General features: G+C 74.2%; 17 protein-coding genes. 5 read left to right on the top strand and 12 right to left on the bottom strand.

Going from position 1 to position 17407, the window contains the following annotated elements; genetic code table 11:
* Positions 1 to 13 precede the first annotated feature (13 nt).
* Positions 14 to 727, bottom strand: coding sequence for a class I SAM-dependent methyltransferase (locus ABGB11_RS14330; protein ID WP_347632730.1), 714 nt, complete (start codon positions 725 to 727; stop codon positions 14 to 16).
* A gap of 222 nt (positions 728 to 949) precedes the next feature.
* Between ABGB11_RS14330 and ABGB11_RS14325 the strand changes: the two genes are divergently transcribed.
* From ABGB11_RS14325 to ABGB11_RS14315, 3 genes are all read left to right on the top strand, one after another.
* A complete protein-coding gene (locus ABGB11_RS14325) occupies positions 950 to 1141 on the top strand; it encodes a ferredoxin (RefSeq protein WP_347632728.1) in 192 nt (63 codons plus the stop codon).
* A gap of 145 nt (positions 1142 to 1286) precedes the next feature.
* Positions 1287 to 3134 (top strand): endonuclease/exonuclease/phosphatase family protein, encoded by a 1848-nt coding sequence (locus ABGB11_RS14320; RefSeq protein ID WP_347632726.1) that lies wholly within the window; start codon positions 1287 to 1289, stop codon positions 3132 to 3134.
* 129 nt (positions 3135 to 3263) lie between these two features.
* Complete coding sequence (locus ABGB11_RS14315; protein WP_021600335.1) at positions 3264 to 3449, top strand: hypothetical protein; 186 nt, start codon at positions 3264 to 3266, stop codon at positions 3447 to 3449.
* 218 nt (positions 3450 to 3667) lie between these two features.
* Here the strand turns inward: ABGB11_RS14315 and ABGB11_RS14310 are convergent, their stop codons facing one another.
* Together ABGB11_RS14310 and ABGB11_RS14305 are read right to left on the bottom strand one after the other, a co-directional pair.
* Positions 3668 to 6202 carry a hypothetical protein gene (locus ABGB11_RS14310; RefSeq protein ID WP_347632723.1) on the bottom strand — a complete coding sequence of 845 codons (2535 nt, stop codon included), beginning with the start codon at positions 6200 to 6202 and terminating at the stop codon, positions 3668 to 3670.
* Positions 6203 to 6313: 111 nt separating this feature from the next.
* The gene (locus ABGB11_RS14305; protein ID WP_347632721.1) at positions 6314 to 6880 is read right to left on the bottom strand and encodes a DUF1707 domain-containing protein; all 567 of its coding nucleotides are present in this window, start codon (positions 6878 to 6880) and stop codon (positions 6314 to 6316) included.
* Positions 6881 to 7083: 203 nt separating this feature from the next.
* Here ABGB11_RS14305 and ABGB11_RS14300 point away from each other — a divergent pair, with 203 nt between their 5' ends.
* Together ABGB11_RS14300 and ABGB11_RS14295 are read left to right on the top strand one after the other, a co-directional pair.
* The gene (locus tag ABGB11_RS14300; protein ID WP_347632719.1) at positions 7084 to 7668 is read left to right on the top strand and encodes a Uma2 family endonuclease; all 585 of its coding nucleotides are present in this window, start codon (positions 7084 to 7086) and stop codon (positions 7666 to 7668) included.
* Positions 7669 to 7690: 22 nt separating this feature from the next.
* Entirely contained in the window at positions 7691 to 8389 is a 699-nt protein-coding gene (locus ABGB11_RS14295) for a cupin domain-containing protein (RefSeq protein ID WP_347632717.1), read from the top strand.
* Positions 8390 to 8395: 6 nt separating this feature from the next.
* Here ABGB11_RS14295 and ABGB11_RS14290 read toward each other — a convergent pair whose 3' ends face one another.
* From ABGB11_RS14290 to ABGB11_RS14250, 9 genes are all read right to left on the bottom strand, one after another.
* Entirely contained in the window at positions 8396 to 8851 is a 456-nt protein-coding gene (locus ABGB11_RS14290; protein WP_347632715.1) for a MarR family transcriptional regulator, read from the bottom strand.
* Positions 8852 to 8942: 91 nt separating this feature from the next.
* Positions 8943 to 9947, bottom strand: coding sequence for a sugar phosphate isomerase/epimerase family protein (locus tag ABGB11_RS14285; protein WP_347632713.1), 1005 nt, complete (start codon positions 9945 to 9947; stop codon positions 8943 to 8945).
* Position 9948: 1 nt separating this feature from the next.
* A complete protein-coding gene (locus ABGB11_RS14280) occupies positions 9949 to 11088 on the bottom strand; it encodes a Gfo/Idh/MocA family oxidoreductase (RefSeq protein WP_347632711.1) in 1140 nt (379 codons plus the stop codon).
* A gap of 82 nt (positions 11089 to 11170) precedes the next feature.
* Complete coding sequence (locus ABGB11_RS14275) at positions 11171 to 12238, bottom strand: ABC transporter substrate-binding protein (RefSeq protein ID WP_347632709.1); 1068 nt, start codon at positions 12236 to 12238, stop codon at positions 11171 to 11173.
* An 89-nt stretch (positions 12239 to 12327) separates the two neighbouring features.
* Positions 12328 to 13374: an ABC transporter permease gene (locus tag ABGB11_RS14270; RefSeq protein WP_347632707.1), complete on the bottom strand. Its 1047-nt coding sequence runs from the start codon at positions 13372 to 13374 to the stop codon at positions 12328 to 12330.
* Entirely contained in the window at positions 13371 to 14984 is a 1614-nt protein-coding gene (locus ABGB11_RS14265) for a sugar ABC transporter ATP-binding protein (RefSeq protein ID WP_347632705.1), read from the bottom strand. The genes ABGB11_RS14270 and ABGB11_RS14265 overlap by 4 nt, the downstream gene beginning before the upstream one ends.
* A gap of 17 nt (positions 14985 to 15001) precedes the next feature.
* Complete coding sequence (locus ABGB11_RS14260; RefSeq protein ID WP_347632703.1) at positions 15002 to 16189, bottom strand: ROK family transcriptional regulator; 1188 nt, start codon at positions 16187 to 16189, stop codon at positions 15002 to 15004.
* Positions 16190 to 16421: 232 nt separating this feature from the next.
* Complete coding sequence (locus tag ABGB11_RS14255) at positions 16422 to 17030, bottom strand: ATP/GTP-binding protein (protein WP_347632701.1); 609 nt, start codon at positions 17028 to 17030, stop codon at positions 16422 to 16424.
* Positions 17011 to 17406, bottom strand: a complete 396-nt coding sequence (locus ABGB11_RS14250; RefSeq protein ID WP_250360989.1) for a DUF742 domain-containing protein — start codon at positions 17404 to 17406, stop codon at positions 17011 to 17013. The genes ABGB11_RS14255 and ABGB11_RS14250 overlap by 20 nt, the downstream gene beginning before the upstream one ends.
* Between the last annotated feature and the right edge of the window lies 1 nt (position 17407).

The following is a 17407-nucleotide window of genomic DNA, read 5'->3' as shown; positions in this document are numbered from 1 at the left end:
CGCGTGAGAGGCGTCAGGCGGGCGTGAGGGGGTCGGTGTCGGCGATCCTTTCCAGGACGCGCAGCGACCCTTCCACCCGCCGTTCCTCGAACGCTCCGCTCTCCACGGCCCGCAGGTAGACGTGGTAGGGCGGCTGCCCGCCGTCCCGCGGGTCGGAGAAGACGTCGTGGATCGCGAGGGCCCCGCCGACGGCGACGTGCGGCGCCCAGCCCTCGTAGTCGCCCTGCGCGTGCTCCTCGGCGTGGCCGCCGTCGATGAACAGCAGCGCCAGGGGCGTCCGCCAGAAGGCCGAGACGGTGCGCGACTGCCCGACGACGGCGACGACCTGGTCCTCCAGGCCCGCGTAGCCGATCGTCTTGCGGAAGGTGGGCAGCGTGTCCATCCGGCCGGTGCTCGGGTCGACCAGGGACGGGTCGTGGTGCTCCCAGCCCGGCTGGTTCTCCTCGGAGCCGTGGTGGTGGTCGACGGTGACCAGGACCGTTCCCGCCGTAAGGGCGGCGGCGCCCAGGTAGACGGCGGACTTGCCGCAGTAGGTGCCGACCTCCAGCATGGGCCCGGTCGCGGCGAGGCGGCCCCCGTAGAGCAGGGCGGTCTCGTACAGCGCGAGGCCCTCCTCCTCCGGCATGAAGCCCTTGGCGGCGCGTGCGACGCGCCGCAGGTCGGCGGGCATCGCCGGGGCGGGCGCGGCGGTCGTCCCCGCGGGGGTGGACGCCTTGGTGTCGGTCATCGATCTCCTCTGTCCGGGGCACCTTATCTCGCCGGTGCCATGTCCGACATCGTCCGGACAAGACGTGCGGTGTCCAGGACGGCTTGCCCCACCAGACTGGAACGTGTTCTACTTTTCCGGGTGCGCGGACACCTTCCCGAACCGTGTTCGGTAGGTTGGCGGACGCGGTGGCCGGGCCCCGGCCGCCGCGGCGCTCACCGGGATTCGTGAACGGAGAAGGCGATGAATATACGGGTCGACCCGCTGGTGTGCGAGGCGAACGCCGTGTGCGTCGGGCTCGCCCCCGAGGTCTTCGACCTCACCGACGACGACGAGCTGGTGATCCTGAAGCCGGACGTCCCGCCCGAGGAGCAGGACCGCGTCCGGCACGCGGTCCGGTCGTGCCCGAAGGCCGCGCTGACGCTGGAGGAGTAGCCCGCCCGCGCCGCCGCCCGGCCCCCGGGCCCCCGGCGTGCCGCCCCGCGATCGCGCCCATCCCGGGACGGCACGCCGCACGGTCGCACCCGCGTATCATCCTTGTCGTTCGTTCGGACTCCGAGTCGGTCATGGAGCGTGGTTGGTGCACGGTCTGGGCGCGCTCCTGGCCGCGGCGGCGCTGGCGGCGCCGCTGCTCGCCGCCCCCGCGGCCCACGCGGCGGCCCCCTCGCCCCGCATCCGCGACATCCAGGGCGCCGCGCACATCTCGCCGCTGAACGGCCGCGCCGTGTCCGGGGTCCCCGGCGTCGTGACGGCGCTCACCGTCAACGGCTTCTGGATGCAGGACCCCCAGCCCGACCGCAGCCACGCGACCTCCGAGGGCGTCTTCGTCTTCACCCGGACCGCGCCCAAGGCCCGGGTCGGCGACTCCGTCCGGGTGGACGGCAAGGTCAGCGAGTTCCGCCCCGGCGGCCGGACGTCCGGCGGGCTGACCCGGACGGAGATCGACGCCACCGCGACGTCCGTCGGCGCGCGCGGCGCGCCGCTCCCGGCGCCCGCCGTGCTCGGCCCGCGCGGGGTCCGCCCGCCGGGCGCCGTGATCGACCGCGGGCGGGGGAACGTGGAGCGGGGCGGCGCCTTCGACCCCCGCCACGACGCCATCGACTTCTACGAGGCCCTCGAAGGCATGCGGGTCCGCGTCGAGGACGCCGTCGCGGCCGGCCCCACCCTCGACGGCGAGCTGCCCGTCCTGCCCGCCGGCGGCGCCGGGGCGCGGGCGCGGACGGCGCGCGGCGGCATCCTGCTGCGCGACGGCGACGCCAACCCCGAGCGGGTCATCCTCGACGACGCGCTCGCCCCGATCCCCGCCGTGAACGTCGGCGACCGGCTGGCCGGCCCGAGCGACGGCGTCCTCGACTACTCCTACGGCGACTTCCGGCTGCTGCTCACCGCGTCGCCGCGGCGCGTCCCCGGCACGCTGGCGCGCGAGGCGACCCGGCCGCAGCGCCGGGGCGAGCTGGCCGTCGCCACCGCCGGGCTGGACGGGCTGAACCCCGACGCGCCGCCCGCGCGGTTCGACGCCGTGGCCCGCGACATCGTGACGGGCCTGCGCTCCCCCGACCTCGTCGCGGTGACCGGGCTCGGCGACAACAGCGGGCCGGACGACGACGGCACCGTCGCCGACGACCAGACCGTCGCGCAGCTCATCACCGCGATCAGCGCGGCGGGCGGACCCGCCTACGACTGGCGCTCGGTCGACCCGCGCGACAACGAGGACGGCGGGCGCAAGGGCGCCAACGACCGGGTCGGCTTCCTGTTCCGCACCGACCGCGGCCTGGCGTTCGTCGACCGCCCCTCCCCCTCCGAGCCGCTGCCGGACGAGCCGCCGAAGCGGCCCGACCCGGCCGTGACCGCGGTCCGGGCCGTCCCGCGCGGCGGCACGGCCGGGCTCACGCTCAGCCCCGGCCGGATCGCGCCGCGCGACGCCGCGTGGTCCGGCACCCGCAAGCCGGTCGCCGGGGAGCTGACCTGGCAGGGCCGGCGCCTCATCGTCATCGCCAACCAGTGGTTCCCGCGGACCGGCGACGACCAGCCGCTCTTCGGGCCCGCCCAGCCGCCGTCCCAGCCCACCGCGTGGCGCCGCGACGCGCAGGCCCGCGTCGTCGCGCGGTTCGTGAACTCCGTCCGGAGGGTGGACGCGAACGCGAGCGTGATCGTGGCGGGCGACCTCAACGACCGCGGGGCGTCCATCCCCGTGCAGACCCTGGCCAGGGAGGCGGGGCTCGCCGACCTCTCCGCGGAGCTGCCCGCCGGCGACCGCTACACGGCGGTGACCGCGGGCAACGCCGAGGACCTCGACCACATCATGCTCAGCGCGTCCCTGCACCGGCGGCGGCACGAGTACGACGTGGTGCACCGCGGCGCGGAGTTCGCCGACCGGGCCGGCGAGCGCGACCCGACGGTCGTCCGCATCGCCGTGCAGGGGAAGTAAACACCTCACCGGATTTGGGCGGTGCCGAAAAGATCGGCGCGGCAGGTCCCTCAACGCCTCCGGTGTTTTCCTCCGGACGGGCGGGGCAGCCATCGATCGTCACACCCCCTGCTGGAGGAGACGCCCCCCATGGCGACCCGATACCGACCGCACATCAGCCTGGTCGGGCTCATCTACATCATCATCGGCGTGTTCATCGCGTGGGACCGCGGCTACATCGACGAAGGCCTGGTCCAGCGCATCGTCAGCGCCCTGCTGGCCGTCTTCCTGTGGGTCCTCGTCCTGCTGGGCGTGGACTTCCACATCGACTTCTGAGCGCCCGGAGCCGGGCACGGGCCGTCCCGTCCCCGCCGCGGGACGGCCCGTTCCCCCGGCGACAGGTGCACGTGGCACTCCGGTCATAGACCGCAGAGTGCACCGGACGTTACCGTCCGTTCATGACGAAAAAGGACTGCGACTGCGGACACGGCGGCGGATGCTCCTGCCCGAAGGGCTGCTCCTGCGGGTGCAACGGCTGACCCGCGCCGGCGTCCTCACTCCGGAACGGGGGCACGCCAGAGGATCGGCGTCTCCGCGCTGGTCCCGGTGGCCAGGAGATCCGGCCCCACGGTGGTGAGGGCGGTCAGCTTCTGGGCCCCGTCGCCCGCGAGTCCCGGGACGTCGAGGCGGCGCCAGGCCGTGCCGTCGCGGGACGTCAGGACGGCCGCCCTCCCGTTCGCGACCGCGGCCACCGCGAATCCCCGCGGGGTCGGCGCGACGGCGGTGGCGGTGAGGCCGGGGCCGAGGACCCGCCGCGTCCAGGTCGCGCCGGCGTCGGTGGAGACCAGCACGGCGGCCCCGTCCGGTGCGTCACCGGCGATCGCCACCAGCGTGCCGCCCTTGGCCGCGACCTGCGTGAGCGGGGCGGTGAGGCCGGGCGGGAGCTTCGCCGGTTTCCACGCGGCGCCGTCGGGGGACGTCCAGGCCGCGGCGGCCTTGCCCCGGCCGCCCACGGCGACGAGGTTGCGGCCCGTCGCGGTGACGTCGGCGGGGGCCCCGTCGAGGGCCGCGCGCCGCCAGGCCCGCAGGTCGGACGAGCGCCAGGCGACGCCGGTCCCGACCGCGACGTAGCCGGACGGGCCGACGGCCGCGGCGACCGGCGGCGGCCCTCCGGGGAACGGCGCCTTCTGCCAGGCCAGCCCGTCCTGCGAGGTCAGCGCGAGAGGGCCGGGCGAGGTACCGGAGACACGGCCGACGGCCAGCCAGCCGCGGTCGCCGCGGACGGCGTCCGCGAGCCGCCCGCCGGTGCCGGGGAACTGGGCCCGCGTCCACGAGCGGCCGTCGGGGGCCGTCCAGACCGCGGCGCCGCCGTTGGTGCTGCCCACCGCGACCGTCAGGCCAGGGGCCGGGGTGAGCGAGCCGATCGAGCGCTCAGGGTGGACGGCGCCCGGCACCGTGCGCAGGTCCACGCCGAACAGGTAGGCGTCGTCGCCCTGCCGCCCGGTGACGGCGACCCGCCCGCCGGCGACCGTGAGCCCGCTGCTCTCCACCGGCGCCGGGATGCTTCCGCCGGGCTGCCAGGTGCGGCCGTCGGCGCTGCGCAGCACGGTGTGCCCGCCCTTGGCGCCGCGGACGATCACCGCGAGGCCGGACGGCGTCCCGTCGAACCGGTCGATGCCGGCTCCGCCGAACCTGCTCGCGACCCGCCAGGTCTGCCCGTCCGGCGAGGTGAACAGCACCCCGAACCGGGTGGTCCTGCGGTTCTTCTTGCGGCCGGTCGTGCGCCTGCCCTCGCGGACGGTCGCGAACCCGCCCGGACCGGCCGTCAGGCCCTTCGTGGCGCCGTACGAGCCCTGCGTCTGCGGGACGGTGACGAGCGCCCACGTCCGGCCGCCGTCCGCGGACCGCCAGATGCCGCCGGCGCGCACGGTCCGCGTGACCTTCTTCTTGCCGCGCTTGGCGGTGATCTTCCGGGAGTACGTCCCGTGCGCCAGCACCACGTTCCCGGACGCCGCCACGCGGTCGAGGCCGAGGATGCCCGTGAGGCCGCCCTCGGCGCGCTGCCACGCGCGGCCGTCCGCCGAGCTCCAGGCGACGGCGCGGCCGCCGGACGCGCCCACGGCCACGAAGCCCCGGCCGGTACGGGTCAGGTCGGTCACCTGGTCGGACGGGGTGAAGCCCGCGGTCACGGGGCGGCGCGTCCAGGTCTTGGCGTCCTCGCTCGTCCAGGCCACGACGCCGCCGCCGGGCGAGCGGCCGAGCGCGACCCAGCGGCCGTCCCCGCCGGAGAGCAGGCGCGGGACCTCGCCGGCCGGGGGCGCGGCGCCGCCCGCGGTGCGCGGCGCCGCGACCGACCAGGTGCGCCCCGCGTCGGCGGAGACGAGGAACCGGGCCCGTTCCCGGCCGGGGACCCCGTCGCCCTCGGTGCCCGCGGCGACGACCGCCGTGCCGGCGGAGGCGACGGTGGTGAGGTCCTGGACGAGCCCGTCGGCCGCCGCCTCGGGGTCGGGCGCGAACAGCGCGTCCGCGGCGATCGGCGCCGGGACGCGCGGCCCGTCCGGCCCGCCGTCGCCCTGCGCGGCGACGACGATCACGCCGCCGGCGACCGCGAGCACCCCGGCTCCGACCGCCCCCCGGACGCGCAGGCGCCGGGAGAGGCCCGCCCGCATCGCCGGAGCCGGCTTCGGCTTCGGCGGCCCGGCGACCAGGACGTCGTCCGGATCGGGCTTGGCCTTCGCGGCCCGCCGCGGCACGGGTGCGGGCTTCGGAGGCTTGGCGGGCTTGGGAGGCTTCGCCTTCGCCGGCCGCGGGCCGGGGGCGCCCGCCGACTCGGTCGGGGACCCCAGGCGGACGGCGTTGAGGCTCGCGGCCTTCGGCGCGCGCTCCCGCGGCGGGGCCCCGTGCCCCCAGACCAGTCCGGCGGCGCGCCAGGCCTCGTAGGCGCGCTGCCAGGGCGACAGCGCGGCGGGCATGTCGGCGAGGTCGCCGGCGACGCCGAACGTCAGCCGCCGCCGGACCTGGCGGGACCCCGCGGGGCCCTCCTCGGCCGTCCGCCGGGCCTCGTCCTGCTCCGGGGTGCTCGCCGTCACACGCGCTCCTTCACGGTCCTGTCGGACCACCATCAAATCGCGCCACGGGAGCCCTTGTACGGACATCCGCGTGAACGGCGGCCGATGGGGCCGCTGGAGCGTTCTATCACCTCACGGGCGACGTATCCGATCTTTCGCTTCGATCGTTCCCTTGTAGGCGTAACCGCGCACGTGGACGACGGGCGCACCGGGCCGCGGATCGCCGTGGACCTCCGAGGACACCCCGAGGCCGGCGGTCTCCACCCGGACGCCCGGCGGCACGATGATCTCCACGTCCGACTTGTAGGCGAGCACGCGCAGGACGGTGGCCTCGGCCTCGAAGTCGGCGGCGCGGAGGTCCAGCGTCCCCGTCCCCTTGTAGACGACGGTCGTGAACTGCGCGGGGAGCCGCCAGCACCCGGCGCGCTTGACCGAGCCCTTGTAGGCGACCTGGAACCGGCCCGCCGGTCCGTGCCCGGCGTCCGGCGGGGCGACCCGGCCGGACGGCAGGTCGGCGGCCACCGTCCCGAGCTCGTCATGGGTGCGGGAGGCCAGGACGGCGTCGATGCGCTCGTCGAGTTCGGCCTCGTCGATGCGTCCTTCGGCGAAGGCGGTGTGCAGCCGGACGAGCATGTCGTCCCGGTCGCGGTCAGAGGCGCGCAGTGCGACGGGGGGCTGGGGGTGCTGCTCGACGCTCATCGCTCTCTCCTTAGCGGGTCCGCCTCCGCAGCCTGCACCCTCCCCCGGGAGGAGGGTCAAGACACGATGTATCTTAACTTGCCGCCGCTCGGCTATCGAGACATTCGGCCGCATCCCGACGCGCGATCACGGCTGCGGCCTTTCCGGACGGCCGTCCGCTAGATTCGGAACAGCCCGTTGATCGAGGTGAGGGGGGACGATCCATGGGCGGGACGCTCGGCCGCGCGCACGGCCCGTACACGCTGTACGACCTGGACGCGCTTCCCGAGGAGGGCCGCCGCTACGAGCTGGCCGACGGCTGGCTGCACGAGCTGCCGGGCGACCTCTGGCACGACCACGCGGCCGAGCGGCTGAAGGCGATCCTCAAGGACGCGGCCCGGCAGGCCGACGCCGACGTGCACATCGCCGGCGCGCCGCAGGACGTCACGACCCCGGCCGGCATCCGCAAGCCGGACGTCTTCGCGGTCGCGCGGGACGTCGCGCGGGCCGCCCTCGAACGCCAGACCCGCACCTACTACGGCCCCGACCTCATCCTGGTCGCCGAGGTCGTCACGCCGCGCACGGTCAACGAGCAGATCGACCGCGTCCGCAAGGTCGACGAGTACGCCGCGACGGGCATCCCGCACTACTGGCTGGTCGACCTGGAGCCCCGGCCGACCCTCACCCTGATGGAGCTGCGGGACGGCCGCTACGAGCTGACGGGCAAGGCCCGCTCCGGCGAGACCGTCACGCTCGACCGTCCCTTCCCCATCGCGTTCGACCCGGCCCGCCTCTCCGAGATGGAGTAGCCGGACCCTCTAGGCTCGATCCGTGCTGTTGATCACCACTCTCGACGCCTGGCGCGCCCAGGCCGGCCCGAGGTTCGTCCTGTCCGAGGCGGGCGCCGTCTGGGCGCCGGACGACGAGCCCGGGGTGCTCGCCGTGGCCGACGACGTGTTCAAGGACGGCCAGGTCGTCGCCGTCACCCTCGACCCGGCGCCCGGCGCCATGCCGCCGCGCGGGGTGATCGACCGGACCACCGCGTCCCGCGTCCGGTACGTGCGGCGCGGCCCGGACGGCGGGCACGTCGCGGTGCTGGAGCGTCCCGCGACGGCCGAGGCGCTGGACCTGCTGCCGCATCCCGAGGGCGGCTGGTTCCGGGAGACCTGGCGGTCGGACGCGGCGTTCACGCCGGGCGGCTACCTCGGCGAGCGGGCGAGCGCGACCGCCATCTACTTCCTGCTGCCGCCGGGAGAGGAGTCGATGTGGCACGCCGTCCGGTCCGCCGAGGTGTGGCTGTGGCACAGCGGCGGCCCGCTGGCGCTGCTGCTCGGCGGCGAGGGGGAGCGTCCGTCCGGCACGCCCGAGCGGGTCGTGCTGGGGCCGGACGTGGCGGGCGGGCAGGTCCCGCAGGCCGTCGTGCCCGCGAACGCCTGGCAGGCCGCGCGCCCGGCCGGGGACGAGGAGGTCCTGGTGAGCTGCGTCGTCTCCCCCGGCTTCGACTTCGCCGACTTCCGCGCCCTGCCCTGACGCGCGTCAGCCCGCGCCCTTGCGCCGCGGGCGCACCGCCTGCTCGGCCCAGAACGGTTCCATGACCCGGCCGACCGCGCGGACGAGGACGCGCCTCTCCTCCTCGTCCAGCGGCCCGAACACCTCGTCGCCCACGCGGTCGGCCGCGGACCGGGCGCGGCGGTGCAGGGCGCGCCCCTCCTCGGTGATCGCGACGGAGTAGCGCCGCCGGTCGCGCGGATCGCGGGCGCGCTCGCACAGGCCGCGCGCCTCCAGGTCGTCCACGAGCCCGACCATCAGCGTGGGGTCGAGCAGCAGGTACCCGGCCATGTCCTGCTGGCTGAGCGTGCCGGACGAGCCGAGCATCGCCAGCACCAGGAAGTGCCGCACCCGGATGCCGGCGAGCTGGGGGTGGACCGCCTCATCGTCGTCCCGCCCATGGGCGTCCCGGCGGAGGAGCTGGAGCGGTTCGTCGAGGACCACGCCCCGGGCAGGCTGGGCGCCCGCCCGGCCCGCTGACGGGAGCGGCGCGCCACCCGCGTGCGTGGCCTCACGGGGGCGGCGCGCCGCGGGCTCAGTCGGACGAGAACGCGGAGTCGAACGACGCGGTCGGCGGCTCCATCGCGTTGAGGCCGCGGACGAACTCCAGCGCCTCGGGGGCGCCCTGGAGGCGGTCCATGCCGGCGTCCTCCCACTCGACCGAGATCGGGCCGTCATAGCCGATCGCGTTGAGGGCGCGGAACACGTCCTCCCACGGGACGTCGCCGCGGCCGGTGGAGATGAAGTCCCAGCCGCGCCGCAGGTCGGCCCACGGCAGGTGGGACGACAGCCGCCCGCGGCGGCCGTCGCCCGTGCGGACCTTCGTGTCCTTGCAGTCGACGTGGTAGATCCGGTCGCGGAAGTCGAAGAGGAAGCCGACCGGGTCGAGCTCCTGCCAGACGAAGTGGGACGGGTCGAAGTTCAGCCCGAACGCCGGCCGGTGCCCGATCGCCTCCAGCGTCCGGACGGTCGTCCAGTAGTCGTAGGCGATCTCGCTCGGGTGCACCTCGTGCGCGAACCGGACGCCGACCTCGTCGAACACGTCCAGGATCGGGTTCCAGCGCTCGGCGAAGTCGGCGTAGCCGCGCTCCACCATCGCGTCGGGGGTGGGCGGGAACATCGCGACCGTGTGCCAGATCGACGACCCGGTGAAGCCGACGACGGTGTCGACGCCGAGCTTCGCCGCGGCCCGCGCGGTGTCCTTGATCTCCTCGGCGGCGCGCCGCCGGACGCCCTCGGCCTCGCCGTCGCCCCAGATCCGGTCCGGCAGGATCGCCCGGTGCCGCTCGTCGGGGTTGTCGCAGACGGCCTGCCCGACGAGGTGGTTGGAGATCGCGAACACCTTGAGGTCGTGCTTGGCGAGCGTCTCCAGCCTGCGCGGGATGTAGCCGTCGTCGGCGACGGCCCTGTCGACCTCGAAGTGGTCGCCCCAGCAGGCGATCTCCAGGCCCTCGTAGCCCCAGCCCGAGGCCAGCCGGCAGACCTCCTCGAACGGCAGGTCCGCCCACTGGCCGGTGAACAGGGTGATCGGTCGTGCCATCTCACTCGCTCCCTTCGACATCGATCCAGCGGCCGGACGCCGCGCTGTCGGCGACCGCGGCGAGGACCCGCTGCACCTGCAGGCCGTCGGCGAACGACGGGCGCGGGTCGGCGCCGTCCGCGATCGCGGTGAGCAGGTCGGCCATCTGGTGGGTGAACGTGTGCTCGTACCCCAGGATGTGGCCGGGCGGCCACCAGTGCCCGGCGTAGGGGTGGACGGGCTCGGTGACGACGATCCGCCGGAAGCCCGCGGTGCGCGGGTCCTCGGTCGCGTCGTGGAACCACAGCTCGTTCAGCGACTCCAGGTCGAACGACAGGGCGCCGGACGAGCCGCTGACCTCGATCCGCAGCGAGTTCTTGCGCCCGGTCGCGAACCGGGTGGCCTCGAACGTGGCGAGCGCGCCGGCGTCCGTCCGCCCGATGAACAGGGCCGCGTCGTCCACGGTGACCCGCGCCGTGCCGCCGCCCGGCACCGGGCGCTCCGGGACGAAGGTGTCCAGCAGCGCCGACACCCCGACGAGCGACTGCCCGGTGATGAACTGCGCGGTGTCGATGATGTGCGCGCCGATGTCGCCGAGCGCGCCCGACCCGGCCTTGTCGCGGTCCATCCGCCAGGTGAAGGGCGCCTCCGGGTCGGAGAGCCAGTCCTGCAGGTACTGGGCCCGGATGTGCCGGACGGTCCCGATGCGGCCCTCGTCCACGAGCTTGCGGGCGAGCGTGACGGCCGGGACGCGCCGGTAGTTGAACCCGACCATCGACCGGACGCCCCGCGCGCGGGCGCGCTCCGCGGCGGCGGCCATCGCCTCCGCCTCCGCGACGGAGTTGGCGAGGGGCTTCTCGCACAGCACGTGCTTGCCCGCGTCGAGCGCGGCGACCGCGATCTCGGCGTGGCTGTCGCCCGGCGTGCAGATGTCGACGAGCTGGACGTCGTCGCGGCGGAGGAGTTCCTTCCAGTCGGTCTCCACCGTCGCCCAGCCGAGCGCCGCCGCGGCGGCGCCGGCGCGTTCCGCGGAACGTCCGGCCAGGACGGCCATGACCGGGGTCAGCGGCGGCCCGAAGAACGGCCCGACGCTGCGCCACGCCTGGGAGTGGGCGCGCCCCATGAACGCGTGCCCGACCATCCCGACTCCGACGGTCGTCATATTCGCTCACCTCTCTGTTCCTGGCCGGTGCGCCCGCCCCGGAGGGGAAGGGGAGGCGGGCGCACCGACGCCCCCGTGCCTCTCAGGATTCGAAGCCGAGCGGCATGTACTGGTCGACGTTGTCCTTGGTGACCGTCTCCGACGCCAGCGTGACCGACTGGGGCACCTGCAGCTCGACCAGGTCGGCCATGCCCTTGCCCTGCGCGATGAGCCGGCCCAGCTTGATCGCGGACGCGGCCATCGTCGGCGGGTAGGTGACGGTCGCCTCCAGCACCCCGCCGCCCGACTTGATATCGCGCATCGCGTTGGCGGACCCGGCGCCGCCCACCATGAAGAACTCCTTGCGGCCGGACTGCTTGATCGCCGCGAGCACGCCGACGCCCTGGTCGTCGTCGTGGTTCCACATCGCGTCGATCTTCTTGTGCGCCTGGAGCAGGTTGGTGGCGACCTGGTTGCCGGACTCGACGGTGAACTTCGCGTCCTGCTTCGCGGTGACGGTGAAGCCGTAGGACTTCAGCGCGTCCGCGAAGCCCTTGCTGCGGTCCTGCGTCAGCGGCAGCGTCGCGATGCCCTGGATCTCCACGATCACCGGGTTCGAGACGCCCTTGTCCTTCAGCTTCTTGCCGATGTAGTGGCCGGCGGAGACGCCCATGCCGTAGTTGTCGCCGCCGATCCACGTCCGGTACGACAGCTTGTCGGGAAAGACGCGGTCGAGGTTGACGACCGGGATGCCGGCGTCCATCGCCTTGCGGGCGACCTGGTTCAGCTGCTCGCCGTCGTTCGGCAGGATGACCAGCACGTTGACCTTCGCCCGGATCAGCGACTCGACCGCGGAGATCTGCTGGTTGATGTCGTTGGTCGGCTCGACCGGCTTGAACGTCACGTCCTTGTACTTCTTCGCCTGGCCCTCGGCGTTCTTGGCGATCGCCGCGATCCAGCCGTGGTCCGCGGCGGGCGCGGAGAACCCGATGGTGACCTGCTTGCCCTGCTTGTCGTTGTCACCGCCGAGCGACCCGGCCTGGGCCGCGGGGGCCGGGTCGTCCTCGCTGTTGCTCGTGCAGGCCGCGGCGAGGCTGCCGGCCGCGACGACCGCGCCGCCGAACAGGACGCCTCTGCGGGTGGGACGGGGGCCCTGCTGATGATCACGCATGACGTGCTCCTGGTTGGTGGGATGGGGCGTCCCGCGCCGCGCGGTCCCCGGGACGCGCGGCACCGGACGTGGGGTGGTGGAGTGCGAGGTCAGGTGGGCGAGCGGAGCCCGCGGCGCTGCAGCAGCACGGCGATCACGATGATCACGCCCTTGGCGATCAGCTGGTCGCTGGTCTGCAGGCCGTTCAGGATGAACAGGTTGGTGATGACGGTGAACACCAGCACGCCGAGGATCGACCCGGCGACGGTGCCGCGCCCGCCGGTGAGCAGCGTCCCGCCGATGATCACGGCGGCGATCGCGTCCAGCTCGTACAGGTCGCCGTGGGTGCTGGAGCCGGTGGTGGTCCGCGCCATGATGATGATCGCGGCGATGCCGCAGCAGAACCCGGACAGCGCGTACAGCAGCAGGGTGTGCCGGCGGACGTTGATGCCGGCCAGCCGCGCCGCCTCCGGGTTGCCGCCGACGGCGAACGTCCGGCGGCCGAACGTGGTGCGGTTGAGCAGCAGCCACCCGGCGATCGCGACCGCCGCGAAGATGTACACGACGAGCGGCAGCCCGAGCAGCCTGGTGGTGGACAGCGCCTCGATGGCGTCGTTCTCCGGCCGGACGAGCTGGGTCTTGCGGTCCGACATCCGCTGCGCCAGCCCGCGCGCCGCGACGAGCATCGCGAGGGTGGCGATGAACGGCACCAGCCGCCCGTAGGAGATCAGCAGCCCGGTCACGATGCCCGAGCCCGTCCCGACGAGGATCGCGCAGAGCGCCATCACGCCGGGCCCGTAGGACTGCGTCGCGACGGTCGTCGCCCACACCGACGCCAGCGCCATCACCGACCCGACGGACAGGTCGATCCCGCCGCCGATGATGACGAACGTCTGGCCGACGGTGATGACGCCGATGGTGGCGGCGAGGGCGAGGATGCCGACCACGTTCCCCGACGTCGCGAAGTTGTCCGGCTCGGTCACCAGCCCGACGATCGCGAGCAGCACCAGCGCGGCGACCAGCCCGAGATGGTGGATCTCGCGCCCGCCCGCGCCGCCGTTGCGCCCGAACGGCCGCCACGGTCCGCCGCCCCCCGGCTTCATCTTCGTCAGCGGGCCGAGCGCCCCGCCGCGCTCGTCCAGCCCCGTGTCGGTCATAGAGCGCTCCCCTCCATGATCATGTTGAGTACGGTGCCCTCGTCGAGGTCGCGGGCGTCGCCGGTGTGCACGACGCGGCCCTCCCGCACGACGAGGACGCGGTCGGCGAGGCCGAGCACCTCGGGCACCTCGCTGGACACCAGCAGCACCCCGATCCCGCTGTCGGCCAGCCGCCGGATCACCGCGTACAGCTCGGCGCGGGCCCCGACGTCCACGCCGCGGGTCGGCTCGTCCAGGATCAGCAGCCGCAGCCCGGCCGGGTCGAGCAGCCACCGGGCCAGCACGACCTTCTGCTGGTTGCCGCCCGACAGCGTCACGACCGGGCGTCTCGGGTCGGGCGGCCGGATGTCGAGCGCCTCGATCTGGCGGCGCACGTCGGCGAGCTCGCGGCGGCGGTTGAGCCAGCCGAACGAGGCGTACCGGGTGAGCCCGGCGACGCTGACGTTCCCGGCGACGGTCTCGTTCATCAGCAGCGCCTGGCTCTTGCGCTCCTCCGGCGCCATGCCCATGCCGTGCCGGACCGCCGCGCCGGTGTCGCCGGGGCGGACGGGCCGCCCGTCGACGAGCACCCGCCCGCGGGCGGCCCGCCGGGCGCCGTAGACGGTCTCCAGGATCTCCGAGCGCCCCGAGCCGACGAGCCCGGCGAGGCCGACGATCTCGCCCGCGCGGACGGTGAGCGACACGTCCTCGAAGGCGCCGGGCAGCGTGAGGTGCTCGACGCGGAGCACCTCCGGCCGCTCGTCGGCGGGCTCGGGCCGCTCCGGGAACACGTACTCCACGTCGCGCCCGGTCATCAGCGACACGATCTCGCGCGTACTCAACTGGGGGGGCGCCCCCCCAGACCCCCCGGCAAGAGCAGACCGACCGTCGCCCTCCACTCCGCTGGCGCTCCGTTCCGGTCGCCGGTCGGTCGACGTCGTCCGCGCGGGCAGGCCGCCCGCGACGGACCTGCCGTCCTTCAGCACCGTGACCCGGTCGCCGATCTCGCGGATCTCCTCCAGGCGGTGCGAGATGTAGACGACGGCGACGCCGGCGTCGGTCAGCTCCCGGATGATGCGGAACAGGTTCTCGACCTCGTCATGGGCGAGCGCGGCGGACGGCTCGTCCATCACGATGAGGCGGGCGGCGTGCGACAGGGCGCGGGCCATGCTGACGACCTGCTTGCCCGCGGCGGGCAGCCGCCCGACCTCGCGCCGCGGCGGGATCTCCCCGTGCCCGAGCCGCTTGAGCAGCTCGCGCGCCGCCCGCTCGGCCTCGACGCGCCGGGTGAACCCGTAGGCCGCGCGCTCGTGGCCGAGGAAGATGTTCTCGGCGACCGACAGGCCGTCCACCAGGTCGAGCTCCTGGTAGATCGTCGCGATCCCGGCCCGCATCGCGGCGGTCGGCCCGGCGAGCCGCACCGGCGCCCCGGCGAAGACGATCTCGCCCGCGTCGGGCTGGTGGGCGCCGGCGAGCACCTTGATGAGCGTCGACTTCCCGGCGCCGTTCTGGCCGAGCAGGCAGTGCACCTCGCCGGGGCGGACGTCGAGGTCGACGCCGTCCAGCGCGCGGACGCCGGGGAACTGCTTGACGATGCCGCGCATCAGCAGCAGCGGCTCGGGCGTACCCATCGGGCCTCCTCGGGGGGTCAGGACGCGGAGAAGACGTGGTCGCTGATGAGGCGGGCGCCGCCGACCACACCGGCCGTGCCGGCGAGCTCGGACAGCACGATCGGCAGGTTGCCGGTCGCGAGCGGCGCGGACCGGCGGTAGACGACGCTGCGGATCTCGGCGAGCAGCGCGTGGCCGAGGCCCGCGACGCCGCCCGCGATGATGACGAGGCCGGGGTTGAAGAAGCTGACCAGCCCGGCGAGCACCTGCCCGACGTGCCGGCCGCCCTCCCGGATGATCTGCACGGCGACCGGGTCGCCCGCGGCGGCCGCCTCGCCGACGTGCTCGGCCGACAGCTCCCCGTGGGTCTCCAGCAGCGCGGCGAGCTGCGCGGACCGCCCCGACCGCGCCGCGGCCTCGGCGTCGCGGGCGAGCGCGGCGCCGCCGAAGTAGGCCTCCAGGCATCCGGCGTTGCCGCAGGCGCAGATCGGCCCGTCGTCGTCGACGCGGATGTGCCCGATGTCCCCGGCGCTGCCGGACACGCCCCGGTAGATGGCGCCGTCCACCACGATGCCGCAGCCGATGCCGGTGCCGATCTTCACGAGCAGGAAGTCGTCCACCGCTCGGGCGAGCCCCGCGTGCAGCTCGCCGAGCGCCATCAGGTTCACGTCGTTGTCGACGAGCACCGGGCACCCGAGCTCCTGCCCGATCGCGTCCCGCACCGGGAACCGGTCCCAGCCCGGCATGATCGGCGGGACGACCGGCATGCCGTCGCGGAAGCTGACCGGTCCGGGGACCCCGATCCCCGTCCCGTGCACCTGCGGGATGAGCCCCTCGTCCCGGAGCTTGCCGAGCAGGTCCAGCGCCCGGTCGAGCACCACGGTCGCGCCCTGCCGGACGTCGCACTGCTCGCTGACGTGGCCGAGCACCTCCAGCGCGCCGTCGGTCACCGCGACGTCGATCGAGGTGGCGCCGATGTCGAAGGCGACGAACCGCAGGCTCGGCGACAGCCGCACGATCCCGGACCGCCGCCCGCCGCGCGAGGCGGCGAGCCCCGCGCCCTCGACGAGCCCCAGCTCGACGAGCCGGTCCAGCTCGACGGCCAGCTTCGAGCGCGACAGCCGGACGACGTCGCCCAGCTCGGCGCGCGAACGCGGCCCCTCGTCGCGCAGCAGCCGCAGCAGGCGTGCCTGATGCACGTTCTGCGGACGAGCTGACATGCGCATCACGCCGTCCTCTCGGGATCGCTCCCGGAGCGCTGTGACCCCGGTCTCATGGCCGAGACCGTAACCCGCTTTCGCCGCCCTGAGAAGACCTTTTCCCTAGATCATCAAGACTTTCCCCATTTAGAGGACAAAGTAACGAACAAGCAACGGCCCCGCCCACCGCGCGGAACGCGGCGGCCGGGGCCGTTGTCAGACGACCGCGGGGCGCGGCCGTGGGAGGTTGGGGGTCGGGTTAGTAGCTGACCGTCTGGCGGCCTGCGGCCATGGTGCGCATGATGTGTTCGACCAGGGTGATGAGGACGCGCTTGGCGTCCTCGCGGTCACGGACGTCGCAGGAGATGACCGGGATGTCGGGGGACAGGTCGAGCGCGTCGCGCACCTGGTCGGCGGAGTGGAGGCCCGCGCCGTCGAACCGGTTCACGCCGATGATGAACGGGACGCCGCGGCGTTCGAAGTAGTCGACCGAGGCGAAGCAGTCCGCGAGGCGCCGGGTGTCGACCAGGACGACCGCGCCGAGCGCGCCCTTGGCCAGCTCGTCCCACATGAACCAGAAGCGGTCCTGGCCCGGGGTGCCGAACACGAACAGCACCAGGCCGTTGGGCAGGGTGATCCGCCCGAAGTCCATGGCGACGGTCGTGGTCGTCTTGGACGCGACGGCGGTGGTGTCGTCGACCCCGATGCTCTTCTCGGTCAGCGCCTCCTCGGTGCGCAGCGGCCGGATCTCGCTCACCGCGCTGACCAGGGTGGTCTTGCCGACGCCGAAGCCGCCGGCCACGAGGATCTTTACCGTCAGCGCCGAATCGCCCTGATGGGCGGCCGGCTCAGAGCGCACGGATTCCATCGATCACTTCCTTGAGTACGCGCTCGCTGGGGAACTGCGCCACCGGCGCGGGACGCCGGACCTGTATCAGCGAGTGGTCGAGCAGATCACCGAGCAGGACACGGACGACCCCGAGGGGAAGTTCCAGATCCGACGCTATCTCGGCGACCGACAACGGGGTGCGGCAAAGCTCCAGGATCATGTCATGTTCTGGCTCCGGCGCCCATGGGTTCGCCGGAAGGGCATGGGCGTCGTCGGCGGGCTCCGGCGGGTCCGCGACGGCGATGAGCGCGACGAGGTCGAACTCGACCCCGTCGTAGTGCGTCCGGCCTCCGGTGAGGGCGTACGGGCGCACGACGGGACCCGCCGCGTCGTCGTACCATCCCGTACCGCTCATC

It is taken from the genome of Actinomadura sp. B10D3, from assembly GCF_039871695.1.
In the GTDB taxonomy this organism is placed as follows: domain Bacteria; phylum Actinomycetota; class Actinomycetes; order Streptosporangiales; family Streptosporangiaceae; genus Spirillospora; species Spirillospora madurae.
The sequence above is the reverse complement of the archived record's forward strand: the minus strand, read 5'-3'. Positions and strand labels throughout refer to the sequence as shown.